This window comes from Bacillus kexueae (assembly GCF_022809095.1).
Lineage (GTDB): Bacteria > Bacillota > Bacilli > Bacillales > Aeribacillaceae > Bacillus_BZ > Bacillus_BZ kexueae.
This window is the reverse complement of the sequence record NZ_JALAZE010000006.1, coordinates 156147-180581: the sequence shown is the minus strand read 5'-3', so window position 1 is coordinate 180581 and position 24435 is coordinate 156147. Positions and strand designations below refer to the sequence as shown.

The window sequence follows — 24435 nt, the reverse complement described above, 5'->3', positions numbered from 1 at the left end:
TGCTTAAATAAGTGTCTGGTGGCGATAGCGAAGAGGTCACACCCGTTCCCATACCGAACACGGAAGTTAAGCTCTTCAGCGCCGATGGTAGTTGGGTTTTCCCTGTGAGAGTAGGACGCTGCCAGGCGATATTATTCCGCAGTAGCTCAGTGGTAGAGCATTCGGCTGTTAACCGAACGGTCGCAGGTTCGAATCCTGCCTGCGGAGCCAACTTGGAGAGCTGTCCGAGAGGTCGAAGGAGCACGATTGGAAATCGTGTAGACGGTCACCGCCGTCTCAAGGGTTCGAATCCCTTGCTCTCCGCCATAACAAACATGGCCCGTTGGTCAAGTGGTTAAGACACCGCCCTTTCACGGCGGTAACACGGGTTCGAATCCCGTACGGGTCACCATATGGAGGATTAGCTCAGCTGGGAGAGCACTTGCCTTACAAGCAAGGGGTCGGCGGTTCGATCCCGTCATCCTCCACCATAATTATTATCGCGGGGTGGAGCACGAACGAATAAGCTTCACTGAATAATCTCCAGCGTACCACTCGAGAAACTACTTGAGATTTCATTCTGAGAGTGGGACGGTCAAAAGGGATAATTTTTAGCATAATAATACATTGATGTTTATTATTTATCGTCGCGGGGTGGAGCAGTCTGGTAGCTCGTCGGGCTCATAACCCGAAGGTCGCAGGTTCAAATCCTGTCCCCGCAACCAAAATAATGAGAGGTCCCGTGGTGTAGCGGTTAACATGCCTGCCTGTCACGCAGGAGATCGCGGGTTCGATTCCCGTCGGGACCGCCATTTAACATATTATTCGGCTCGGTAGCTCAGTCGGTAGAGCAAAGGACTGAAAATCCTTGTGTCGGCGGTTCGATTCCGTCCCGAGCCACCATTTTTAACATGCCGGTGTAGCTCAATTGGTAGAGCAACTGACTTGTAATCAGTAGGTTGGGGGTTCAAGTCCTCTCGCCGGCACTCTCTTTTTTGGAGGGGTAGCGAAGTGGCTAAACGCGGCGGACTGTAAATCCGCTCCCTCAGGGTTCGGCGGTTCGAATCCGTCCCCCTCCACCATTTATAGGGGCATAGTTTAACGGTAGAACAGAGGTCTCCAAAACCTCCGGTGTGGGTTCGATTCCTACTGCCCCTGCCAATTACGATGGCGGCTGTGGCGAAGTGGTTAACGCACCAGATTGTGGCTCTGGCATTCGTGGGTTCGATTCCCATCAGTCGCCCCATGTGAAATCATATGATATTATTGGGCTATAGCCAAGCGGTAAGGCAACGGACTTTGACTCCGTGATGCGCTGGTTCGAATCCAGCTAGCCCAGCCAATTTTTTTAACATATATTCTACAAGTGCATAGTATACATTATTCAAAGTGCGGAAGTAGTTCAGTGGTAGAACACCACCTTGCCAAGGTGGGGGTCGCGGGTTCGAATCCCGTCTTCCGCTCCAATTGTATGGCGGCATAGCCAAGTGGTAAGGCAGAGGTCTGCAAAACCTTTATCACCGGTTCGAATCCGGTTGCCGCCTCCATACATAGACAACTGCCGGGGTGGTGGAATTGGCAGACACACAGGACTTAAAATCCTGCGGTAGGTGACTACCGTGCCGGTTCGAGTCCGGCCCTCGGCACCATGTCTTTTTTTTTATATATTACTTTTTGCCTGAGTGGTGGAATGGCAGACACGGTGGACTCAAAATCCACTGCCAGCGATGGCGTGCCGGTTCAAGTCCGGCCTCAGGTATTTATTTAATTTTAAAGCTCTTACTCAAATGAGTAGGAGCTTTTTTGTTTACAAGTTTTTGGAACAAAGATAGGTGGAGGGGATTTATAAAGGCATTAATACCTTGCATGTGAAGAATAACTAAATTTAATTTATAATTCGAAAAATTTGGTGCTAATATCTTTTTTTAAAACCCCACTTATATCTTCTATTGAAATGATAATCTGTATCTCGTGTGAAAAACAACTTGTTAAAAATGCTCAATGGTTGAAAGGATCATTTGAATTCCTCATAAATGCAATAAATTCTCAGGGCCAAGATCTATCCAATAGAAGATAAATCTTCAATTTATCAATTTTATATTAGATTAATGGGCCTAAAGATAGCTGTGAATAAATTATGCGATAATTATAGATGAAAACCATTCATAAAATTTATGAAATAGAATCATTTTGTTTGTGCTATAAATTTTGTAAATATAGAAGTATTTTAATAAGTCTTAACTTAATAATGAAAAAATTGTAAAATAATTGATATAGAAAGTTTGTACTTTAGAAGGTATTTTAATAAAATTTCATGGTATGTAACAAATTGGGGGTGCAGGCTGACATGGATAAAGAGGAATTAAAATATGAGCAAGATAAATTAGATAATACTATTCAAAAAGTTGAGGACCAGACCTATTACATTTGGGAACTACTTGAGCAAAAAAATAATTTGTTTAGAAGTAGAACTAACTTAGCAGGTGATGAAATAGCTTATAGAAGAGGTAAAAAAGATCAAGAGATTTTAGAGAAAGCTAAAGAAGAGCCATATTTTGGACGCTTCGATATTTTCTCAGGTGAAGAAGGAGAAGAGACTTTCTATATTGGAAAGCAGGGAATTAGGGATAAAAATGAAAATCTAATTGTAGTAGATTGGAGGATGCCCATAGCATCTGTTTATTATAATTTTACTCCAGGTAAACCTAAACAGGTATATGAAGTGGAGCAAAATAATGGAAGGGTAAGTAATAAGATAACTGTAGAAGTAGTTAGAAAAAGGGAGTTTACAATCATTAAAAAAAAGATAAAAAAGATTGTTCAGCAAGTTGCTAAGCAAGACAGTAGCCAGAACATTACACTCTCGGAGGAAGGTGAAGAGCAGACAATTAATGACAATTTTTTAAGAGAAATACTAGAACAAGGTAAGACAACTGGATACCTAAAAGAGATTATTGCAACTATACAAAGAGAACAAGATAAGGCAATTAGACAACCAATTGATAGAAATGTTGTAATTCAAGGTGTTGCAGGTTCTGGTAAGTCTTCTATTGCATTACATAGATTATCATTTTTGTTATTTAACAACAAAAAACTTAGACCAGAAAGTATATTAATTTTAGGTCCCTCAAAATTATTTATTAGTTCGTTTAAGGATTTGCTTCCAGAGTTAGATTTGGAAGGTATTCAACAAATGACCTTTCATCAACTAACAATAAATTCTTTAAAATCAATACTTAATAATAAAGTCGATCTAACATATAATTGGTATTTTGAGGATATATTATTTAATGATCAACAAGAGCTTGAACGAAAAAGGGTAGAATTTAAGGGCTCGGAGTCTTTAGCTCTTTTATTAGATATTTTTATTGAAGAAATGAAAAGTCAATATGAACATCGTTTTACACCTATCGTTATATTTGACGAGCGATTAGATAAAGAAAAGTTAAAGAAAATATTTGATGGGTACAGTTATTTGCCGTTTGGGAATAAAGTAGAACGTTTTATTCAACATGTAGAAAACCATTTCAAACATATAATGGACCAAAAAATTGTCGATTTAACAAAGCAGTACGAACTTATAGTTAACAGTTTTTTGAAAAACGGAGGAATAACACAAAGTGAGTACATTAATTTAAGTGAACGAATTAAATCTATATACCAATTCAAAATACGCAAACTAAAAAATGAATTTAAGGAATCATTTTCTACTTGGAAAGAGAAAATGATTCTACCAGAAATAGTTTCAATATATAAACAAGTACTAACATTCGAAGTCTTAAGTGCGTTTAACCATGAAGTTGACAAAGATGTACCAGATTTATTTAAGGGATACTTGTTAAAGAAAATTACATACTTTGACTTACCGCCTTTATTTTATATTTATTTATTATTATACGATAATACCTATAAATATACTCATATTGTAGTTGATGAAGCACAAGATCTTAGTTATTTACATTTTGCTGTCCTAAAAAAATTAACAAAAACTATGACAATTCTAGGAGATAAAGATCAGTGTATTTATATGGGATACGGTCAGAATGATTGGGATAATTTAATGGATTCTATTTTTGATCGAGAACGTGATACAGTTCTTACATTAGATACTAGCTATCGGTCTACTAGACAAATTATTGAAGTAGCTAATACAGTTTTGAAAAATCATAACCCTACTTCATTTCAGAAAATTTCATCAGTAAATAGAAAAGGTGCTCCGGTACAGTTTGTTGAAGTGACGTCAGGACAAGAACTTATTGAGAATATAATTTCAACAATTAGAGAATGGAAAGTAAGTTATAGAAGAATCGCTATTATACATAAAGATGAACAAAAGGCAATTAAATTGGCAAATTATCTACAACAAGAATATAAAAGTGAAGTTGTCTATGTACATCCAGAGAAGGAAGTAACTGATCAGTCAATTTCAATTCTCACTTCTTACTACAGTAAAGGGATGGAATTTGATGCAGTAATATTGGTAAACATAAATGAAGAAAATTTTCCAAAGGACGAACTGTATACTAGGTTACTTTATGTACTAATTACTCGTGCTCAAAAAGAGCTTAGGGTATTTTATCAGAATAGTCCTTCACATTTGCTAGAAGGGCTTATTCAATCCAAACCAAAAGTAGTTTCGAAATTCGATGATATATTATAATTAGTACATTAAAAAATTAGGATAGATCTATCGTAATAAAAATATAATTATTTAGAATCATTTTATGTAACTTTAGAATAAAAACTCGAATAATAGACATTAAAATAATAAGTCTTTTATTCGAGTTTTTTGTTTCAAGTTATAATATTCATCTTTTATTCTATACACTTATGTGATTAAATGCTATTAATTATATTATGATCAAATGCTAATCCATTTTCAAGCGTTGTTCGATTTCAATCGATATTGAGAAAATCATAGAATTATCTTATACAAATATATTCTCATCTTCTCAATAATATTTAATAATTAGTGTTATCCTATAAATTGGAATGAGAGAGTTCGAGAGTTCCGTGTGCTTGAAATATCATATATTTTTTCGTTAAACTCCCCTGAATATGGCTGGTTTATTAACTCTGCTTTGATAATCATTTACAGTCCTCCATCCAAAATTCGGTTAATGCTAGATTGTTAATTCAATTATAACTAACAGATCCTAAGTGTAAAAAGGAAGATTCTATTAAAATACGTTAGATTACAATGATTAAATAAATTGTCATGTCCTAATTATTACTTCCAAATATGTTTACATCGCTGCCTAATCGGGTATAAACGAATAGCCCATCCAAAATGTTTGAAAATTTATCTAAACATTATCAAAATTAATGTAAAACTAGTTGAAAAAAGGAATGATTTTTTATGAAGGCAGTACAAGTGACAGGGTATGGTGATATTGATAAGTTAGAGGTAGTGGAACGACCCATTCCAGTACCGAAGAAGAATGAAGTGCTCGTACAAGTGAAGGCGTGTGCGATTAACAATACAGAAATTTGGATGCGGGAAGGGGCGTACGGGAAGGATGAAAAGTCAGGATGGCGTCCAGAAGGCGTGCAATTTCCTCGGATTCCGGGCTCTGATATAGCAGGGACAATCGTGAAAGTTGGTCATGATGTGGACCGATCGTTAATTGGAAAGGATGTGGTACTCTTTCCATTTACATCGAGTGGCGAAAGTGGAAGTGAGCATATCTCAGAGGACATGTCCTTTATCGGTTCGGAATATGACGGAGGTTATGCAGAATATGTCGTGTGGCCGGCAGACCTTTGTTTCGAGATGCCGCTACCAACGTACACTGAAAGCTCCGTATTTTCAGTGAGCGGTCTAACGGCGTGGCACATGGTAGAACAGATTCAGATCAAGCCAGGTGAGACAGTCATGGTAACGGGGGCAAACGGGGGTGTTGGCTCCTTAAATGTACAAATTGCTTCAAAAGTTTTTGGCGCAAAGGTCATTGCCATCGTCGGTGATTTAGCGTTGGAGGAAAAGATGAAAGAGCTTGGAGCTACTCATGTATTGTCTTACAAATGTGATCAGCTTGCAGAAGAAATTATTAAAGTAAACGGAGGACCAATCGATTCCGTATTGGATGTCGTAGGGGATGCTTTATTTTCTACCTCATTGAAAGTCCTAAAGAATGGCGGGAAGTTCTGTACATCAGGATCTTCAGGTGGACAAAAAACAGAATTGGATTTTCGCACGCTGTACTTAAAACATATTACAATGTACGGGTCTGTATTAGGGACAAGAGAAGAATATAAACGGCTATTACAAGCTATTTCAGAAGGGAAAATTACACCTGTAATTGAGAAAACTTTTCCACTAGAGCAAGCAAAAGAAGCTCAAACATATTTCAAAAATGCAGGGAAATTAGGAAAGATTGTTTTGCTTCCGTGAGCACATTCCTACAAACTTATTACACCTTTTGTATCACCTTTTAATTAACGGAACTAGATAAAAAGCATGGTTTTAAATTTAACAGATTATCTGATGAAGTTCGCTTAATATGAAGCGAACTTCTTGTGATTAATTGGGAATTCTGTGAATGATTATATTGGAAATATAGGGGGGGAGTATGATGAGTAAAAAACAAAAAGCCATCTTTGGTCTTTCATTATTGGTAAACATAGTTTTAGTAGTGTGTTTGATTATTGGTTATATGAAATTGAGTTTAGTTCATAGAGAACTATTTTATTCAGAAGTGCAATACAACCTTGTTGAACTTGATGGTTTAATAGAACAACAAAAAATGAAGAATTGGCCTGAACCCAACTTAGTGACAACTCAATTAGGAGATGTCTTAAATGGATTAGAAGTAGCAACTAATAGTGGTAAATACTCAGGTTGGCTTTCAAATAATGATCGTATGATAATGGAGCGTCTGAATAATGCGTTGAGACAATACCCCCACGATGGATTGTATAAATTCAGTGTATTATCTCAAAGTGACAAAAGTGATTTTGAAGATTTACAATCAAAACTTCAAGATGTTGGTTTTGGAATGAACATGACAATTAGTAACGATTGGGAATCCTTCATCAATAAGTCAGATAAGCTGTTAGCCCTATTAGAGGACTATTAAGGTCATAGCTGATTATAAAGTTAATTTAAATCCAAGGAGTGTGAATTGCACCCTTTTTTACTGATATTTTCTCTTTTCGCCTTATTTGCAGAACTTCTAATGACGAAAATCATCTTACAATTTATTACTATTACTTGTCCAGACAAAATATTTAGGTGGTTTAACGGTATAGTTTCCTTACATATCTCCAACATTCTTACAAATACTAAATTGAAAAGGAGTTGGAAATATGAAGGATAAACGTGAAAACGGTATTCATCCCGAATCATATGAACGAGAATATACAATTCAAACCGATGATTTAAATAAAGAAAGAGTATCGGGCAACTCAGTAGATGAGCATGTTCGCCAAGAGGCTGCGAATACGATGTTAGGGAAAGAGGAAGTAAGACAACAAAATGAGAATTTATGACGCGTTACATTCGTAGACAATAATCAAATTGCATTCTACTTCAAAAGCAGCTGATAAGCTGCTTTTTTTATTCTTTTCTCTGTTTATCAAGGTTCAAAAGTCCAAATTCCTCTTGTAAGCTAAGTTGGATCTTAGGATTTTTCGATTCTTCTTGTCGAAAGTCATCAATGTTTTTAGAATTTGCCTGTTTGTTTTCAACCATTGCTATCACCTCGATGATTATTGTGTCCAACCATCGTTTCGAAATACGAAATTTCATCTTGCCCAAATGGTGAAAACTCGATAGAATTTTTCTATTGTGAAGTAATTTGGAAGAGAAAGTGGGCGTGAAGGATGTTACTCGGAACGATTGTCAACGGCATTTGTATTATTATTGGGACCATTATCGGAAAGTTTTTGTATCGCATGCCTGAGGGAATAAAAGCAACGACGATGCAGGTAATCGGCTTATTTGTTGTAGTAATTGGTCTTCAAATGGCGCTTACCGGCGATGAAATGCTCATTGTGTTAATTAGTCTTGTGTTAGGAGCGGTCATTGGAGAATTGTGTAGGATAGAAGATGGACTCAATCGTGTCGGGAAATGGTTGGAGACAAAGTTTTCGCAAGGAAAAGAGGAGGATATTGCGAAAGGTTTTGTATCGGCGACGCTCATTTTTGTTGTTGGAGCAATGGCAATAGTCGGATCATTAGATAGTGGGCTACGCGGAAATCATAGTGTTCTCATCACAAAAGGAATTATTGATGGATTTACAAGCATTTTGTTAACGGCATCTTTAGGAATAGGGGTTTTATTTTCATTTATTCCTGTTGTGTTATATCAAGGGTCGATTACGTTATTAGCAAGTACAATTCAACAAATTGCCCCAGAAGAAGTGTTAAATACATTTATCGCCAATACAACGTCGACAGGTGGCATTATGATTATGGCAATTGGACTAAATTTACTTGGGTTAACGAAAATTCGAGTAGCCAATTTGCTTCCTGGAATTATTGTTGTAGCTATCATCACCATTATTTCAATAAAGTTCTTTTAAGGAAGAGGGATTATTCCTCTTCCTTTTTGTATTTTTCGTTTAATGTTGTTAAATATGCTTGAAAGGTTTGAAAAAGTTTTTCGTGCGCTTCAATGTCTTTATTTTCCTTGACGGCGTTAGCGTATTTTTGCAAGCGAAGGATGTCATTTTTCATTTCTTCTGATTGAATAGTACCGAAAGTTAGAAAATAAACAGTATATAAATAAGTGGAAGTAGCGACATGGTTTTCAAGCTCTAAGGATGAAGGGAAAATTGACTGTTCTTCAGAATGGGGCTGGAGTATACGTACCATATCGCTTAACATTTGTTGAATCGTATTATATTCAGGTTTATCAATTGGAATTTCGTCGAAAGGTGGCATAGCATGAGGAGCTTCAATTTGTGCTTGTTTCAATTTTTGATCCATTCTTTTTTCTCCCATTGTTTCCGTTACCTCCGTTTCATTTGCTTGGCATGCGGTGACAACTGCTAAAGCCATGGCTAGCAACATCCATTTTTTCACGATACCATCCCTTTCGGTTACCAATATATAACATGTTGAAAAGCTAATGACAGGACAAAATAGTTCTTGTAGAAAGGAGAGTGACTATGAAGCGAAAAATTATAACTTTAATGACGATCTTCCTCTTGTTAAGTTCAGCATTTATTCAAGGAAAAGCGCTTGCGGCTTCCTTTGAAGAACAAGTCGCTCAGCTTGTGAATCAAGAGCGTACCTCTCGCGGGTTAAGTCCGTTAAGCTTTTCAACGGAATTATCGAGAGTAGCTGAAGACAAAGCAAAGGACATGTATAATAACAATTACTTTTCTCATACTTCGCCAACATACGGGTCTCCATTCCAAATGATGCAAAGTTATGGAATTAAGTATACGGCTGCAGGTGAGAACATTGCAAAAGGGCAGCGAAGTCCACAGGAAGTGATGGATGACTGGATGAATAGCTCTGGTCACCGCGCAAATATTTTAAGCACGAAGTTCAATCAAATCGGTGTAGGTTATTATAACGGTTATTGGGTACAAATGTTCATTTACTCTGATACAGGAGCTAAAACCCAAACACCTGCGCCTGCTCCAGAACAGAAGAGCTATGATCCAAGTCCAAGCGTACCTTCTTGGCAATATTATACTGTTAAAAGTGGCGATACCGCATGGAAAATTGCCATCAATAACTGGATTTCCTTGTCACAAATGAAAGTGTTAAATCCGAATATATCTAATTTAAGCTACTTGAAAGTAGGACAAAAAGTACGTGTAAGGGCACATGTTTACAAAGTACAAAGTGGTGACACGGCATGGAAAATTGCCCAACGCTACGGCATGACGTTAACAGAACTGAAATTGTTAAACCCACAAGATGAAACTATTCATACCCTATACGTTGGACAAGGATTATATGTCCGATAAAAGGGTCGTCCGTTATCGTTTAGGTAACGGACTTTGTATTTTCTAATCATACTTCGAATTTGTTGGATAAACTAATGATCTACGTATAGCTTATTTTTCGTAATAAATTTTAGAAACACTCCTGTGAAAATACAAAAAGTAGGTAGGAGTAATATCAATACTTCCTCAATGATGAAAGGTAAATGAATTCCCCAATCCAATGTGTAAATAAACGGGAGGTTAAACAAATAGTATAGGGGAATTATTTTTGTCTTGAACATGCTTATAAGCATGCTTGTTAATAAGAAAAAAACAAGAGGTCTTATATTATCCTTTAAAACTGAACTAAAGAATATGATACCGAACAAAATGTACATCATCATAGAAATACAAGTAACGATAAAAGAAACTTTAACGGTTATGCCCACATTCCAGTACATGCCAAATAACCCAATTGATATGAATACTACTATAAAATGTAAAAGTGTCATTTTCATGTAATTTCTCATAAAACAACTTCCTTTATTTTTTCCAATACGCAAAATGGGTGTCGTATACCTCTTCAGCTTTCTGAGAAGATTTCCTTCTACTTTTTCTTGAATTTTTACCCTTTCTTTTAAGATTGTTGGGATACAATTAATGAAAGGGGTGACGGTTCAAAAGTTAATTAAATATTTATTGAAAAATTATGAAGTATTTATTAAGATAATAAGTAAATAAAGGAAATAAAAATTTGTCGATTTTTAAAATTTCCTGTTGAAAAATATTGTTTGTTTGATATAATAATAATTGTCCGAATGATGCGGGTGTAGTTTAGTGGTAAAACCTCAGCCTTCCAAGCTGATGTCGTGGGTTCGATTCCCATCACCCGCTCCATACATAGTGATCAACGCAGTGTTTCGTTTCAATCGAAAAACGAAGCATTGCGTTTTTTATTATGAAAGAAAAACGTTTAAGGTTATGTAAGCAGGACGAGGCGAATCATCGCCCGGTCCGCCTACAGCTATTAATTACATGTAATTATTTCGTAATTGGCTTCGCCACCATGTATTTGTGTAAACATATTAGAAATGGAGTTTATCATTTTTGTTGCTTCTTCTATTTGCATGGATGGTCGTAAATAAATAATTTGAACGGCATTTTTTGTAGAGAGTTGGACGGCTGTCCGTTTTGAATCAACAATTGGACTACCAAATGGTCCTGTTGTATCACAAGTGACCAACTTGTGATGCATATTCACGATTCGTCCATTAAGTGCTTCATATTCAAGTCCTTCATCTCCAATTTGGAGTGTAATATCTCCAGTTAGTTGATCGGCGTCATAAATGCCAAACGGAATTTCGTACTGAAGCGAGAAGAAGTTGTTTAAATCCACAGCGGAATGAATAGTCTGTAAATATTGTTGTTTTTGAATGCGACGAAAGATTGCTTCGTGGGACGGACGGTACCGACTTGGATCTGTTCCAATCTTTTTAAACAGCTCGCGCCATTCTTTTATGCCTTCAACGTCCGTAACTTTTTTTGTTTCTAAATCGAAGTAGATTTTTTCTTGGTATAAACGAAGTCGTCCTTTTAACATTTGCGGGGACTCGTCCACTGAAATGCCTCGGTAATGAATCATACCGACTTTAAAAGATGGAATGACTTGTTTAATGGAAGTATCTATCTTCATTTCCATTAAATATCCCTCCTAAAAATGACTGAACTCATTCTATCATATGTAAAGGGAAGAAAGCTATTTGAAAGGAGGTCTGGCTTGATGGATGCCCATATTTTAAAGGAAAAAATTATCGTCTATAGTAAAGAAATCGGAATTGATAAAATTGGGTTTGCCAGTGCTGACACGTTTGAAACCTTAAAGGAACGCTTAATTGTGCAGCAAGAATTAGGGTATCAATCCGGATTTGAAGAACCGGATATTGAAAAGCGAGTGAACCCATCCTTACTATTGCCGAAAGCAAGATCGATCATTGCCATTGCCTTAGCGTATCCGTCAAAAATGAAGAATGCGCCGAAAAGTACGAGAGGAGATCGCCGCGGCCTATTTTGTCGTGCATCTTGGGGGCGAGATTATCACCATATATTACGCGAAAAGCTAGAGCAATTGGAGTCATACATTTTATCGCTTGTACCAGAGGCGAAGGTCAAATCGATGGTTGATACAGGTGAATTGTCAGATCGCGCGGTAGCCGAACGGGCAGGTATTGGCTGGAGCGGGAAAAATTGTGCAATCATTACTCCTGAATTTGGGTCGTATGTGTATTTAGGTGAAATGATTACAAACATTCCTTTTCCTCCAGATACGCCAATTGAAGACCAATGCGGAACGTGTAATAAATGTGTTGAAGCATGTCCGACGGGTGCGCTTGTGCAAGGGGGACAACTTGATTCAAATAAGTGTATTGCATTTTTAACGCAAACAAAAGGTTTTTTACCGGAACAGTATCGTACAAAGCTTGGAAATCGTTTGTACGGTTGTGACACATGTCAACTTGTATGCCCCGAGAATAAAGGAAAGGATTTTCACTTGCATCCTGAAATGGAGCCAGACCCTGAAATTGCGAAGCCTCGCTTAAAGCCATTGTTGACGATGAGTAATCGTGAATTTAAAGAAAAGTTCGGGCATGTGTCTGGTTCTTGGCGGGGGAAAAAACCAATTCAGCGAAATGCAATCATAGCACTTGCCCATTTCAAAGATGAAACAGCCTTAGATGAACTGATTATGCTCATGCATAAAGATCCACGACCTGTCATTCGAGGGACGGCAGCGTGGGCAATAGGTAAGATTGGGGATAAGGGCAAGTTACATGAACTTGAGAAAGCACTCGAGCGGGAAGTAGACGACGAAGCGAAGAATGAAATCGAAAAAGGCATCTTTATGTTAAAAGAATGAAATGGTATGACACCATCATACGTATGTAATACAAGATGCGAATGGTGGTGACAGATTACGTGAACATAGATCCTTTATTTGAGAGAACGAATGAAAAGATACAATACATCGTCAGTAAGTATATGCGCAGCCCTAAACATATTGACGATATTGATGTGTTTGAGAAGAAAAAGAAATTGGCCGAAAAGCGAAAGGCAGAAATTGTGAAGGCGAAAGCCAATATTTTATGGCCACACCATGTGTCAGAAAGTGAACCTATAACCTATATATGTGAGTACCAGTTTATGTATCGACAAGGGGACTCTTTTTATATAGAAGAACAAGCGGAAGAGCGAATGGTCAAGTTTTCGCCATCCGGTGTATTAGTGATGGATGGTGCTGTCGAGAAATCGTTTGATCAACTGACCAATCATGAAACGAATGAATTAGAAGAAGGCGAAGACCGGAAAGCGTTTGTTTATGATCGGTTAGCAGCTGTTCAGTATGCCGAGCGTTGGTGGAACGATCATAATAAGAAATATAAAAACTTCGACGTGAACTGTACGAACTTTGTCTCACAATGTTTGCATGCTGGTAACGCCCCGATGCGAGGGTATCCGAGACGAACGGCGGGCTGGTGGATGCAAAAAGAAGATTGGAGCTTTAGTTGGTCAGTTGCACATTCGATGATGATTTACCTATCAAATTCGAAAACGGGTCTACGGGCAGAGGAAGTTTTTTCGCCTGAAAAACTTGTTCCCGGAGACGTCATTTGCTATGATTTTCAAGGAGACGGGCGATTTGATCATACGACCTTTGTTGTGGCGAAGGACGAACAAAACATGCCGTTAGTCAATGCGCAAACGTATAATAGTCGCAAACGGTATTGGTCGTACGAAGATTCAACCGCCTATACATCCAATATTCAATATAAATTTTTTCATATTATCGATGATTTATCGAAATAGATTGACGGGGTGAACAATTTTGGGTTTACATGTAGTATTATTCCAACCAGAAATTCCAGCTAATACTGGAAATATTGCGCGTACTTGTGCAGCAACGAATACGACGTTACACTTAATTCGTCCATTAGGATTCTCTACAGATGACAAAATGTTACGTCGTGCAGGATTAGATTACTGGGATCACGTAAATATCGTCTATTATGATTCATTAGATGAATTATTTGAGAAAAACGCGAATGGTGAGTTTTTCTTCATCACGAAGTTCGGACAAAAAAACCATACAAACTTTGATTACTCTGACTTAGAGAAGGATTATTTCTTTGTGTTCGGCCGTGAAACAAACGGGTTACCAGATGAAGTAATCGAAAACAATATGGACCGTTGCTTACGTCTTCCAATGACTGATAAAGTGCGTTCCTTAAACTTATCAAACACAGCAGCTATTTTAGTTTACGAAGCGCTGCGCCAACAAAATTATCCAGGTTTAGAATTATCTTTTAACTAAGCTTAAAAAGCAGACGAAGAGTTCTCTATGATCTCTCCATCTGCTTTTTTTCATCTTCATACCACAATTTATATCAATTTCCCTCGCAATTAATCTATCCGAACTTTTTTGTTGTTACAGAAAGTTTAAGTTCAATAAAGTGTTAAAGTATTCTCTTTATAGTTTTTTTGGCGTCTAGCTCCAAGCTCGATCAGTTTGGGTCGTTTAGGCCGTGCTGTGGCGACGGAAGCCTTCTCGCAGGTCCTCCAGCGCCCTTCAATTATAGACGGAAGCTTTGTGCTTTTATTATGAAAAAAGGAGTGACCGATTGGTGGTCACTCCTTTATGTAAAAACTTATTTTTTCTTCACTCCAGGCTTGCCGTTGTACCCAGCAGTAAAAATTGCTGTTAAGAAGGCAAGAATGACGCCCATCATTAAAGCAGTATTCATCGAAAAAGCCCCCCTTTTTATGATTATTAAAACGGTTTCAAGCTCCGTTAGGACGGATAAGAACTAGCCTTATTATACCTTATCATTTCCAAGGTGTGAATGAAATTTGCGTCTTTTTCATGAATTGTCACAAGAAGAATAAAATTAGAATGTTAGCGGACATCCTTGCATAAAGTGTATTAATCAGCAAAAGCACTAGGATTACCAACGATGGAGGAGGTCCTTATGGATATCTTAAGTAAAATCGAAAAGTATAGAGAAGATGAACATCGGTTAAAGTGGGAAGGTACCTTCGCGGAGTATTTGGAAATTTTAAAGGAAAAACCATTTATTGCACAATCGGCACATTCGCGTGTTTACAATATGATTAAGGATGCTGGAATCGAAGTAGTAGATGGTAAGAAGCGCTATAAGTTTTTCGATCAGCAACTTTATGGTTTGGATGACGCATTAGAAAGGTTAGTCGAAGAGTATTTCCACCCTGCTGCGAAGCGATTGGATGTAAGAAAGCGTATTTTGCTGCTTATGGGACCTGTTAGTGGAGGGAAATCGACGCTTGTAACGATGTTAAAACGAGGGCTTGAGCAATATTCCAAATCTGATAACGGCGCGATTTATGCGATTAAAGGTTGTCCGATGCATGAAGATCCCCTTCATTTAATTCCACATCATCTTCGTGAAGACTTCTATCAAGAGTACGGAATTCGAATTGAAGGAAACCTTTCTCCGTTAAACATGATGCGTTTAGAGCAAGAATACGGTGGGCGCATTGAAGATGTAATAGTTGAGCGAATCTTCTTATCGGAGGATAAGCGCGTTGGGATTGGAACATTTAGCCCATCTGATCCGAAGTCTCAAGATATTGCTGATTTAACAGGAAGCATCGACTTTTCAACTATTGCTGAATACGGTTCAGAATCAGATCCGAGAGCGTATCGTTTCGATGGCGAGCTTAATAAAGCGAACCGCGGAATGATGGAGTTCCAGGAAATGTTAAAATGTGATGAAAAGTTCTTATGGCATTTACTTTCATTAACTCAAGAAGGAAACTTTAAAGCGGGCCGATTTGCTTTAATTTCGGCTGATGAGTTGATTGTTGCTCATACGAATGAAACGGAGTACCGCTCGTTTATTTCCAATAAGAAAAATGAAGCACTCCATTCACGGATTATCGTAATGCCGATTCCTTACAATTTGAAAGTAACAGAAGAAGAACGAATTTATGAAAAAATGATTAGTGAGAGCGATGTTTCAAATGTTCACATTGCTCCGCATACGCTAAGAGTAGCGGCGATGTTTACCATCTTAACACGCTTAAAAGAGCCGAAACGCGGTGACATTGATTTAGTAAAGAAAATGCGCTTATATGACGGTGAGAGCGTGGAAGGATTTAATTCAGTGGATTTAGAGGAACTACAAAAAGAATATCAAGATGAAGGAATGAGTGGAATTGACCCACGTTACGTGATCAACCGTATTTCATCCACGATTATTCGTAAGGAAGTTCCGTCCATTAATGCACTGGATGTATTGCGTTCTTTAAAAGAAGGTTTGGATCAACATCCGTCCATCTCAAATGAGGACCGTGAGCGATATTTAAATTTCATTTCTGTTGCGCGAAAAGAGTACGACGACATTGCGAAAAAAGAAGTTCAAAAAGCGTTCGTCTACTCGTATGAAGAGTCTGCCAAAACGCTAATGGACAATTATTTAGACAATGTGGAAGCATATTGTAACAAAAACAAAATTCGCGATCCGCTCACTGGAGAAGAAATGAATCCAGATGAAAAGCTCATGCGTTCAATTGAGGAACAAATCGGGATTTCAGAAAACGCGAAAAAGGCATTCCGAGAAGAAATCTTAATTCGCATATCTGCGTATGCACGAAAAGGAAAACGATTCGATTACAATTCGCACGAGCGTTTACGCGAAGCAATTCAGAAAAAGCTATTTGCCGATTTAAAAGACGTCGTGAAAATTACGACGTCAACGAAAACGCCAGACGAGCAACAATTAAAGAAAATTAACGAAGTTGTTGCCCGGTTAATCGACGAGCACGGATATAATTCAACATCCGCAAATGAATTGCTCCGATACGTTGGAAGTTTACTCAATCGATAAACATACAATCCCGCTAGGTTAAGTCTAGCGGGATTTCTTTTGGGCGCACTTAAATGCACTAGAAATAGAATAATGGTTAAAGTGAAATACGTAAGGTATGCTGAATAAAATAAGAGCAAGAAGTTTAACAAATAAACTTCCTGCTCTTTGATTCGCTTTCGTAAACATTGTTCCTTGAATGACACTTGCTTTCCTTTATATCCAGTGAATCAAGTCACGGCACTGTATAGAGTGGAAAATTTTCCTGAAAACAACAACCATTAAAAAAAGCTTTAAATTAATATCTCACTGCGTCATAGGAATTAATTTTTCCATATTTAAAGTAAAGTCCTGTTCCTGATATGCTATCAGCTGTCTGTTCAATTGCTTGACGAATTTGTACATTGTTTCGACCTTGACTAGCTAAAAGCGCTGCAAGTCCAGCGACGTGAGGAGATGCCATGGATGTTCCTGACATATATGCATAGCCATTTCCTCTTACTGTTGAAGCAATGGATACACCAGGGGCCACAACATCAACCCAAGTTCCGTAGTTAGAGAACGATGCTAACTGATCGTAACGATCAATCGCACCAACAGCAATTACATTTGCGTAAGAAGCAGGTTCAAAAGTTGTAGAAACGCCACTATTTCCAGCTGCAGCTACTATTACAGAGCCCTTATTCCATGCATAATTAACAGCATCTTTTAACGTTTGTGTATCGCAATCACATCCAAGGGAAAGGTTAATTACTTCTGCTCCGGCATCAGCAGAGTAAATGATGGCATCTGCCACATCATTAAGAGAACCATTTCCGCTTGCATCCAGTGCACGAACCGCAAGAATTTTCGTATTTGGAGCCATTCCAGCTACACCGCGAGCATTATTCGTTTCAGCTGCAGCAGTCCCTGCCACATGTGTTCCGTGGTCATTTAAATCCATCGGATCGTAATCGTTATCAACAAAATCGTACCCTTTGATAACTTTCGCATCTAAATCGGGATGTGTATAATCAACCCCAGTGTCTATAACTGCAATTTCTTGAGAACTACTACCTTTTGTAATATCCCATGCATAATTTGTACTCGTATTTTGTGGGCCATATTGATAACCTTGATAATAAGTATCGTTAGGTGTCCAAGTAATTGAAAACACATAGTTCGGCTCCGCATATTCAACCATTGGATTTTTGTTCAACGCCTCAACAACAGCCTCAACATTACCTACCTTTAAAACCTGGAACTTTGAATTAGCAGGGTCATCCTTTTCTTTCACTGTTACACCAAGACTCTTCATCACATTATTTTTGGCATTAGCACTGATGTTATCTTTGAATTTAACAATGACTTCACCTTTTACATATTTCCCTTTTTCAAGGTTTACATTTACTTCATTCTTATTCTTAGGAGCCTTTTCTTCTTCATTTGGTGCTGCCCCAACAAGAAGTGGAGTCATTAACATAGAGACTGCGAGTGTAAAACTTGTGAGCTTTTTGAGTTTCATAACATATTCCTCCTTAACTTAAATTAATATTTTACGATAATACAAATTAGGTAAAGAGGAAAAAATTCCTTCACAAAAAATAACCATTATTACGACGATTTATTTGTTCATTCTACAATGTATATTAGGTCTAGGAAACTATATGGAATTGGGACTTTTAGATAGGTGACTTGAATAGGATTACTATTTCTCAATATAATTTTTCAGGCTGTTTTTTTGTTAATGTCTATTTTTGTCAGATTTTTTCATGTTTTTTTATCGGTCTCACCAACATTTTTTCGATTATTAAATCCGAACGTAAATTCAATTTCCTAAACAGGTTTTGTATAATGAAAGAAACAATAGAGGAAGGTTCTGGGGGAAATGGCGAAACTGCTGATTGCTGATCGAGATTATCAAGAGAGGAATGCGATTGAATGGTTAATTTCTGCCTATTCGTTACCGATTGAGTCTGTTTTTTTAGCAAGTACGGTTCAAGAAGTGATGTTGCTATTGGAAAAAGAGGCTCCGGATATTTTATATTTAGAGCTCGATATGATTCGTGTGGAAGATTGGACGGCGATCAAACATTTTGTCAAAGTCTACACAAAAAAAGTTGTGTGTGTTACAGCAGAAGCGACGTTTGAACGAGCGAAGCAAGCGATTGAGTGTCAAAGTGTGGAATTATTAGTTAAACCAGTTGAACCGGTTAAAGTTAAACATTGTCTTTCGACTGCCATACACTCACTGCCAAATGAAGTTAACCCAGCAAAAGAAGAAGTTCAAACGGCTCCTTTTCCTTCTTATCGCTCGCTATTTGTTGAGCAAGCATTCCATTCAGAGCATACGCTTATGCTTCTGAAAACCGAAAGTAATGTATCTATTCCGACGTTAAGAAGCTTTTTAGAAGAGGAAGTTTCGCTAAACATTCCGTCTATTTTCCCGTTGACGGATGTTGTGGCTTGCCTTTATGTGAGCAATGAAAAGCAAGTAAAGCAAGATGCGACCCGTCTCATGCAAGAATGGGAGCAAAAGTATAGGGAGCCGCTCGCCGTTGTCATCATAATGAACCAAGATGAGAATCAATCCATTCTAGGAATGTATCAACTAGCGCGTAAGCTTTTAGAGGTAACGTTTTTTCTTGGCTTTAATCAAATCATTTTTCCGAAAGACGATTTAAAAAGTTGGCGGAGAATTGATCCATTTTTAACCCCAGATGAGCAGCGGTTATGGGTGGAGATGTTGAATAATTTTTCAAAGGATCAAATTAAGCAATGGATGTATGAAGAATTCCTTCAATTGAATGCGCCTTATCCCGAACCAGGACTGCTTAGAACGAGGCTAACCAGCATTTTAGCTCAAATTCGACGATTTATGAAAACGTATCTCTTACATGAACTTGAGATAGAAAAATATTATGTGAAAATCTTTGATGACATTTTATATACGCCAGTGTTGTACCGTATAGTGCAAGAAATGCTCTTATTTATTTTCGAGTTGTTAGACGAAGCAAAGCGAGTTCAACAATCTTCACGCATGGATATTATAGAAAAAGGGCTCGCTTTTATCGAAAAGAATTTTCGAAATTCTGCGATAAGTTTAGAGATGGTGGCAAAAGAAGTAAATCGAAGTCCTTCGTATTATAGTCATCTATTGATGCAAAAGCATGGAACATCTTTTCGTCAGATTGTTTTGTCACTAAGAATCAATGAGGCAAAGAAATTGTTACAAGAAACAGATTTGTCCATTCAAGAAATTGCAGATTCCGTTGGTTTTAAAAACGCTAATTATTTTAGCAGGATGTTTAAAGAAATGGAGCAAGTAACCCCTAGGGACTACCGAACATTATCTAAGTGAACCCAATGTGGTTCACTTTTTTATTGTTACAGAAAGTTTAAGTTCAATAAAGTGTTAAAGGATTCTCTTTACAGTTTTTTTTGGTGTCTAGCTCCAAGCGCCACCATCTCGGGTGGCTTCGGTCCTGATGTGGCGACGGGACGGAAGCCTCCTCGCAGGTCCTCCAGCGCCCTTCGCCTAAAGGACTTGCGCTTTGTGCTTTTCTTATTTATCAAAAATAATGAAAGAAAACTAAAAAAAATATAGGTAATCCTTTTAAGAAGAATATAACGATTTTCTTAATCGAATAAAAGTTCTATTATTTGAAGCTCCCTTATCTATTAGACTGTCGTTTTAAGATTTATAATTTTTTTATAAATCAGAAAAAAGGGTGATGGGTAATGGATACGAAAAATCGTTTACTTGAAACATATACAGGTTCAACTCTTCATGCGAAAGGATGGATTCAAGAAGCGGCGCTTCGCATGCTCACAAACAACTTACATCCAGATGTTGCCGAGCGCAGAGAAGACTTAGTTGTCTACGGTGGCATCGGAAAAGCGGCGCGTAACTGGGAATGCTATGACGCAATTGTAGAGACGTTACTAAATTTGGAAGATGATGAAACAATGCTTGTACAATCCGGTAAGCCGGTAGCTGTTTTTAAAACGCATAAAGATGCGCCTCGTGTGTTAATTGCCAATTCTAACTTAGTTCCAGCATGGGCGAATTGGGACCATTTCCATGAGCTAGATCAAAAAGGATTGATGATGTATGGACAAATGACGGCGGGAAGCTGGATTTATATCGGTAGCCAAGGAATTGTACAAGGGACGTATGAGACATTTGCAGAATTAGCTCGCCAACATTACGGGGGCTCTCTAAAAGGAACCATTACGTTAACAGCAGGACTAGGGGGAATGGGTGGTGCGCAACCACTAGCCGTCACGTTAAACGGGGGCGTATGTATAGCAATTGAAGTGGATTCAACAAGAATTCAACGTCGTCTTGACACGAAGTATTTGGATACGAGTACGGATTGTTTAGAAAAAGCCCTTGAAATGGCGGAAAAAGCGAAAGAAGAAGGAAAAGCACTTTCGATTGGTCTTTTAGGAAATGCGGCTGAATTATTACCGAAAATGATCGAAAAAGGCTTCATCCCAGATGTTTTAACAGACCAAACTTCGGCGCATGACCCAATTAATGGATACGTACCTGTCGGTTTTACTCTTGAGGAGGCAGCTGAGCTGAGAAAACGTGATCCGAAGCATTACGAAGCAAAATCGAAACAAAGCATTGCTGAGCATGTTAAGGCGATGCTCATCATGCAACAAAAGGGAGCTGTCACTTTCGATTACGGTAACAACATTCGCCAAGTGGCAAAAGACGAAGGGGTGGAGGATGCTTTTAACTTCCCAGGTTTTGTCCCTGCCTATATTCGTCCGCAGTTCTGTGAAGGAAAGGGACCGTTCCGCTGGGTTGCCTTATCAGGAGACCCAGAAGATATTTATAAATTAGACGAAGTGATTTTACGAGAATTTAGTGACAACGAGCATTTATGCAACTGGATTAAGATGGCCCAAGAAAAAATTCAATTCCAAGGCCTTCCTGCACGTATTTGTTGGTTAGGTTATGGTGAGCGGGCGAAATTTGGAAAAATCATTAATGAAATGGTAGCCAATGGTGAGTTAAAGGCGCCAATAGTCATTGGTCGTGACCATTTAGACTCCGGCTCTGTCGCTTCTCCAAACCGTGAGACAGAAGGGATGAAAGATGGAAGTGATGCTGTAGCGGATTGGCCAATTTTAAATGCACTCATTAATAGTGTAGGCGGAGCTAGTTGGGTATCGGTTCACCATGGCGGCGGTGTAGGAATGGGGTATTCCTTACACGCAGGGATGGTCATTGTGGCAGACGGAACGAAGGAAGCTGAGAAAAGATTGGAGCGTGTCTTAACGACTGACCCAGGAATGGGTGTTGTTCGCCACGCTGACGCTGGATATGACTTAGCCATTCAAACAGCAAAAGAAAAAGGAATTCATATTCCAATGATCAAATAGGGGGCAAGACCATGACAACTCAACCAATCTTTATCCGAAAAGCAAGTCAATTAGTTACCTTAAAGGGGAGCTCTAATGCTCCCTTAACGGGTGAAAAGATGAGAGAATTACACATTATTGAAAATGGGAGCGTCTGGATCGAAGATGGAAAGATTGTAGAGGTTGGCTCAGACGACCAATTAAACGATAAATTTGAGAATCGATTGCATGAAGCAGATATTATTGATGCGACGGGCAAGACCGTGACACCAGGCTTTGTTGACCCTCATACTCATCTTGTGTATGCAGGCAGTCGTGAAAATGAATTTGAAATGCGATTAAATGGTTCATCTTATATGGAGATTATGAACGCAGGTGGAGGGATTCATTCAACAACGAAGGCAACGAGGGAAGCAACCGAAGAAAGCTTGTTCCAACAAAGTACACGTCGATTAGATCTCTTTTTAAGGCATGGCGTGACGACGGTTGAAGCAAAAAGTGGGTATGGTTTGAGCTTAGAACATGAATTAAAGCAACTGAATGTTGCGAAGAAATTAAATGAAGCCCATCCTGTTGATATCGTTTCAACGTTTATGGGAGCGCATGCGGTTCCAGCTGAGTATAAAGAGAATCCAGATGAATTCGTTCGAATTGTCTGTGAAGAAATGATTCCGAAGGTTAGTGAACAGAAGCTAGCGGAATTTAACGATGTCTTTTGTGAGCGCGGTGTTTTTACACCCGAACAGTCCAAGGTTATTTTAGAAACGGGTAGAAAATACGGGTTAAAGCCGAAAATTCATGCGGATGAAATTGAACCATACAAAGGGGCAGAACTCGCAGCAGAGGTGGGGGCTGTTTCAGCAGATCATTTATTAAGAGCATCGGATGAAGGAATTGATGCGATGGCTAAAAGCGGTGTGATTGCGGTCTTACTACCGGGTACAGCCTTTTTCTTGATGGCAGAAGCGGCAAATGGGCGCAAGATGATTGACCGTGGAGTACCTGTCGCGTTATCGACTGATTGTAATCCGGGTTCATCTCCTACGGTTTCTGTTCCATTTATTATGAATCTCGGTTGTCTTCATATGGGAATGACGCCAGCTGAAGCATTAACAGCGGTGACGATTAATGGAGCACATGCCATCGGACGTGGCAAAGAAATCGGAAGTATAGAAGTAAATAAAAAAGCGGATATTGCGATATTTGATGTTCCTGATTACAGGCAATTAATCTATCATTACGGAATGAATCACACTGACACGGTCATAAAAAGTGGAAAAGTGGTCGTTTCAAGGGGGCAGTTAGTAAGATGAAAGAACTTTATCATTGGATGACGCCGCCACCTTTCTCATGGCATGCAGAAAATGACTTGGCTGAGCCAAAGGTAAGCGAATGGATTCGTCCGTTATCAGAGGAAACAGTACCTGATATTGTCCTTCTTGGGATTCCACTATCTCGTTCGTCGATTAGTGCATCGTTTGCAAGTGAGCATCCGGATGCTTTTCGAAGAGCATGGAAATCGTTTGTAACCTACAACATTGACAAACATCTTGATTTGAAAGAGATGAAGGTTGCGGATGCTGGGAATGTAAAGCAACATGTGACAGACATTTCGCGATGTCACAAAAATATTACGGGAGCGATGAAAACGATTCGCCAAATCTACCCGCAGTCGATGCCAGTTGCAATCGGTGGAGACCACTCTATCACTGCAATGCTCATAAAAGGCTGGAAGGAAGCCCACCCCAATGAAGAGATTGGTATTTTACAATTTGATACCCATTTTGATGTAAGAGATTTAAAGGAATTTGGTCCAGCCAATGGGACACCGATTAGGAATGTAATTGAAAGTGGTTATGTAAAAGGGGAGAACATTTATAACATCGGTCTTCATGGATTTTTTAACACGAGATCCTTAGTCGACTTTGCTCATGAGCATGGTATTCATTATGTGACGATGAAAGAAACGAGAAAAAGAGGGATAGAAAATGTTGTTTCAGATGCATTAGATGATTTAGCCAAACGAGTTGATACCATTTACGTAACAGTAGATATGGACGTACTGGATATTGCATACGGTCCCGGAGCTCCAGCGGCAACACCAGGAGGGATGCGAACAGATGAATTATTCGATGCGGTCTATCTAGCGGGCTTACATGAGAAGGTCAAAACGATGGATATCGTCTGTCTTGATCCATTCCGAGATGTTGCAGATTCCACCGTCAAGTCAGGGGTTTATACAATGCTTTCGTTTTTATCTGGGGTGAAAAGTCGAGAAAGGAAATAGAAAAGTGCGTAATTTACGTACTTTTCTTTC

17 protein-coding genes, 17 tRNA genes, 1 rRNA gene and 1 pseudogene are annotated in these 24435 nt (G+C 38.5%); 32 read left to right on the top strand and 4 right to left on the bottom strand.

Annotation, left to right across the window (positions count from 1 at the left end; translation table 11 throughout):
* The first annotated feature begins 14 nt into the window (after positions 1-14).
* The 21 genes from rrf (at position 15) to ML543_RS11880 (ending at position 7470) form a co-directional block, all read left to right on the top strand.
* Positions 15-127 (top strand): 5S ribosomal RNA (rrf, locus tag ML543_RS11980).
* A gap of 8 nt (positions 128-135) precedes the next feature.
* Positions 136-210: transfer RNA gene (locus tag ML543_RS11975), tRNA-Asn, on the top strand.
* A gap of 4 nt (positions 211-214) precedes the next feature.
* A tRNA-Ser gene (locus ML543_RS11970) sits at positions 215-306 on the top strand.
* A 10-nt stretch (positions 307-316) separates the two neighbouring features.
* Positions 317-391, top strand: a tRNA-Glu gene (locus tag ML543_RS11965).
* A gap of 3 nt (positions 392-394) precedes the next feature.
* A tRNA-Val gene (locus tag ML543_RS11960) sits at positions 395-470 on the top strand.
* A 157-nt stretch (positions 471-627) separates the two neighbouring features.
* A tRNA-Met gene (locus ML543_RS11955) sits at positions 628-704 on the top strand.
* An 11-nt stretch (positions 705-715) separates the two neighbouring features.
* Positions 716-791: transfer RNA gene (locus ML543_RS11950), tRNA-Asp, on the top strand.
* 15 nt (positions 792-806) lie between these two features.
* Positions 807-882 (top strand) — tRNA-Phe (locus ML543_RS11945).
* Between the two features lie 10 nt (positions 883-892).
* Positions 893-965: transfer RNA gene (locus ML543_RS11940), tRNA-Thr, on the top strand.
* Positions 966-976: 11 nt separating this feature from the next.
* A tRNA-Tyr gene (locus ML543_RS11935) sits at positions 977-1061 on the top strand.
* 5 nt (positions 1062-1066) lie between these two features.
* A tRNA-Trp gene (locus tag ML543_RS11930) sits at positions 1067-1140 on the top strand.
* A gap of 9 nt (positions 1141-1149) precedes the next feature.
* Positions 1150-1225, top strand: a tRNA-His gene (locus tag ML543_RS11925).
* 21 nt (positions 1226-1246) lie between these two features.
* A tRNA-Gln gene (locus tag ML543_RS11920) sits at positions 1247-1321 on the top strand.
* Between the two features lie 49 nt (positions 1322-1370).
* Positions 1371-1445, top strand: a tRNA-Gly gene (locus ML543_RS11915).
* 7 nt (positions 1446-1452) lie between these two features.
* Positions 1453-1526, top strand: a tRNA-Cys gene (locus tag ML543_RS11910).
* A gap of 13 nt (positions 1527-1539) precedes the next feature.
* Positions 1540-1628, top strand: a tRNA-Leu gene (locus tag ML543_RS11905).
* 27 nt (positions 1629-1655) lie between these two features.
* A tRNA-Leu gene (locus tag ML543_RS11900) sits at positions 1656-1738 on the top strand.
* Positions 1739-2326: 588 nt separating this feature from the next.
* The gene (locus ML543_RS11895) at positions 2327-4639 is read left to right on the top strand and encodes a HelD family protein (protein WP_243387619.1); all 2313 of its coding nucleotides are present in this window, start codon (positions 2327-2329) and stop codon (positions 4637-4639) included.
* A 699-nt stretch (positions 4640-5338) separates the two neighbouring features.
* Positions 5339-6373, top strand: coding sequence for a zinc-binding dehydrogenase (locus tag ML543_RS11890; protein WP_243387618.1), 1035 nt, complete (start codon positions 5339-5341; stop codon positions 6371-6373).
* A gap of 178 nt (positions 6374-6551) precedes the next feature.
* Complete coding sequence (locus ML543_RS11885; protein WP_243387616.1) at positions 6552-7058, top strand: hypothetical protein; 507 nt, start codon at positions 6552-6554, stop codon at positions 7056-7058.
* A gap of 229 nt (positions 7059-7287) precedes the next feature.
* Entirely contained in the window at positions 7288-7470 is a 183-nt protein-coding gene (locus ML543_RS11880) for a hypothetical protein (RefSeq protein WP_243387614.1), read from the top strand.
* A 67-nt stretch (positions 7471-7537) separates the two neighbouring features.
* On the opposite strand, the gene ML543_RS16945 is transcribed toward ML543_RS11880, so the two are convergent.
* Entirely contained in the window at positions 7538-7672 is a 135-nt protein-coding gene (locus ML543_RS16945) for a hypothetical protein (RefSeq protein WP_279326656.1), read from the bottom strand.
* Positions 7673-7803: 131 nt separating this feature from the next.
* Here ML543_RS16945 and ML543_RS11875 point away from each other — a divergent pair, with 131 nt between their 5' ends.
* Positions 7804-8505, top strand: coding sequence for a DUF554 domain-containing protein (locus tag ML543_RS11875; protein WP_243387612.1), 702 nt, complete (start codon positions 7804-7806; stop codon positions 8503-8505).
* 10 nt (positions 8506-8515) lie between these two features.
* Here the strand turns inward: ML543_RS11875 and ML543_RS11870 are convergent, their stop codons facing one another.
* Positions 8516-9007, bottom strand: a complete 492-nt coding sequence (locus tag ML543_RS11870; protein ID WP_243387610.1) for a hypothetical protein — start codon at positions 9005-9007, stop codon at positions 8516-8518.
* Between the two features lie 167 nt (positions 9008-9174).
* Here ML543_RS11870 and ML543_RS11865 point away from each other — a divergent pair.
* Together ML543_RS11865 and ML543_RS11855 are read left to right on the top strand one after the other, a co-directional pair.
* Positions 9175-9531 (top strand): annotated as a pseudogene (locus tag ML543_RS11865) (CAP domain-containing protein); the annotation flags it as partial.
* A 1156-nt stretch (positions 9532-10687) separates the two neighbouring features.
* A tRNA-Gly gene (locus ML543_RS11855) sits at positions 10688-10761 on the top strand.
* 130 nt (positions 10762-10891) lie between these two features.
* On the opposite strand, the gene ML543_RS11850 is transcribed toward ML543_RS11855, so the two are convergent.
* Positions 10892-11563 carry a B3/B4 domain-containing protein gene (locus ML543_RS11850; RefSeq protein ID WP_243387608.1) on the bottom strand — a complete coding sequence of 224 codons (672 nt, stop codon included), beginning with the start codon at positions 11561-11563 and terminating at the stop codon, positions 10892-10894.
* Between the two features lie 81 nt (positions 11564-11644).
* Between ML543_RS11850 and queG the strand changes: the two genes are divergently transcribed.
* From queG to ML543_RS11830, 4 genes are all read left to right on the top strand, one after another.
* On the top strand, positions 11645-12778 hold the full coding sequence (queG, locus tag ML543_RS11845; RefSeq protein ID WP_243387607.1) for a tRNA epoxyqueuosine(34) reductase QueG: 1134 nt from the start codon (positions 11645-11647) through the stop codon (positions 12776-12778).
* A 59-nt stretch (positions 12779-12837) separates the two neighbouring features.
* Entirely contained in the window at positions 12838-13725 is an 888-nt protein-coding gene (locus ML543_RS11840; protein WP_419095380.1) for an amidase domain-containing protein, read from the top strand.
* 19 nt (positions 13726-13744) lie between these two features.
* On the top strand, positions 13745-14230 hold the full coding sequence (trmL, locus tag ML543_RS11835; RefSeq protein WP_243387604.1) for a tRNA (uridine(34)/cytosine(34)/5-carboxymethylaminomethyluridine(34)-2'-O)-methyltransferase TrmL: 486 nt from the start codon (positions 13745-13747) through the stop codon (positions 14228-14230).
* 655 nt (positions 14231-14885) lie between these two features.
* Positions 14886-16781 carry a PrkA family serine protein kinase gene (locus ML543_RS11830; protein WP_243387603.1) on the top strand — a complete coding sequence of 632 codons (1896 nt, stop codon included), beginning with the start codon at positions 14886-14888 and terminating at the stop codon, positions 16779-16781.
* A 277-nt stretch (positions 16782-17058) separates the two neighbouring features.
* On the opposite strand, the gene ML543_RS11825 is transcribed toward ML543_RS11830, so the two are convergent.
* Positions 17059-18264: a S8 family peptidase gene (locus ML543_RS11825; RefSeq protein ID WP_243387602.1), complete on the bottom strand. Its 1206-nt coding sequence runs from the start codon at positions 18262-18264 to the stop codon at positions 17059-17061.
* A 363-nt stretch (positions 18265-18627) separates the two neighbouring features.
* Between ML543_RS11825 and ML543_RS11820 the strand changes: the two genes are divergently transcribed.
* The 4 genes from ML543_RS11820 to ML543_RS11805 all read left to right on the top strand — a co-directional run bounded on the left by ML543_RS11820 (position 18628) and on the right by ML543_RS11805 (position 24405).
* Positions 18628-20100: a helix-turn-helix domain-containing protein gene (locus ML543_RS11820; protein WP_243387601.1), complete on the top strand. Its 1473-nt coding sequence runs from the start codon at positions 18628-18630 to the stop codon at positions 20098-20100.
* A 380-nt stretch (positions 20101-20480) separates the two neighbouring features.
* Positions 20481-22139 (top strand): urocanate hydratase, encoded by a 1659-nt coding sequence (gene hutU, locus ML543_RS11815; RefSeq protein WP_243387600.1) that lies wholly within the window; start codon positions 20481-20483, stop codon positions 22137-22139.
* 11 nt (positions 22140-22150) lie between these two features.
* Positions 22151-23431 carry an imidazolonepropionase gene (gene hutI / locus ML543_RS11810; protein WP_243387599.1) on the top strand — a complete coding sequence of 427 codons (1281 nt, stop codon included), beginning with the start codon at positions 22151-22153 and terminating at the stop codon, positions 23429-23431.
* Positions 23428-24405, top strand: coding sequence for an agmatinase family protein (locus ML543_RS11805; protein ID WP_243387598.1), 978 nt, complete (start codon positions 23428-23430; stop codon positions 24403-24405). Before hutI ends, ML543_RS11805 begins: the two co-directional genes overlap by 4 nt.
* Positions 24406-24435 lie beyond the last annotated feature (30 nt).

Bases quoted from the DNA above. Each gene is read 5' to 3' on its own strand.
- ML543_RS11895 (WP_243387619.1), top strand. From the start codon at position 2,327: ATGGATAAAGAGGAATTAAAATATGAGCAAGATAAATTAGATAATACT.
- ML543_RS11890 (WP_243387618.1), top strand. From the start codon at position 5,339: ATGAAGGCAGTACAAGTGACAGGGTATGGTGATATTGATAAGTTAGAG.
- ML543_RS11885 (WP_243387616.1), top strand. From the start codon at position 6,552: ATGATGAGTAAAAAACAAAAAGCCATCTTTGGTCTTTCATTATTGGTA.
- ML543_RS11880 (WP_243387614.1), top strand. From the start codon at position 7,288: ATGAAGGATAAACGTGAAAACGGTATTCATCCCGAATCATATGAACGA.
- ML543_RS16945 (WP_279326656.1), bottom strand. From the start codon at position 7,672: ATGGTTGAAAACAAACAGGCAAATTCTAAAAACATTGATGACTTTCGA.
- ML543_RS11875 (WP_243387612.1), top strand. From the start codon at position 7,804: ATGTTACTCGGAACGATTGTCAACGGCATTTGTATTATTATTGGGACC.
- ML543_RS11850 (WP_243387608.1), bottom strand. From the start codon at position 11,563: ATGGAAATGAAGATAGATACTTCCATTAAACAAGTCATTCCATCTTTT.
- queG (WP_243387607.1), top strand. From the start codon at position 11,645: ATGGATGCCCATATTTTAAAGGAAAAAATTATCGTCTATAGTAAAGAA.
- ML543_RS11830 (WP_243387603.1), top strand. From the start codon at position 14,886: ATGGATATCTTAAGTAAAATCGAAAAGTATAGAGAAGATGAACATCGG.
- ML543_RS11825 (WP_243387602.1), bottom strand. From the start codon at position 18,264: ATGAAACTCAAAAAGCTCACAAGTTTTACACTCGCAGTCTCTATGTTA.
- ML543_RS11820 (WP_243387601.1), top strand. From the start codon at position 18,628: ATGGCGAAACTGCTGATTGCTGATCGAGATTATCAAGAGAGGAATGCG.
- hutU (WP_243387600.1), top strand. From the start codon at position 20,481: ATGGATACGAAAAATCGTTTACTTGAAACATATACAGGTTCAACTCTT.
- hutI (WP_243387599.1), top strand. From the start codon at position 22,151: ATGACAACTCAACCAATCTTTATCCGAAAAGCAAGTCAATTAGTTACC.
- ML543_RS11805 (WP_243387598.1), top strand. From the start codon at position 23,428: ATGAAAGAACTTTATCATTGGATGACGCCGCCACCTTTCTCATGGCAT.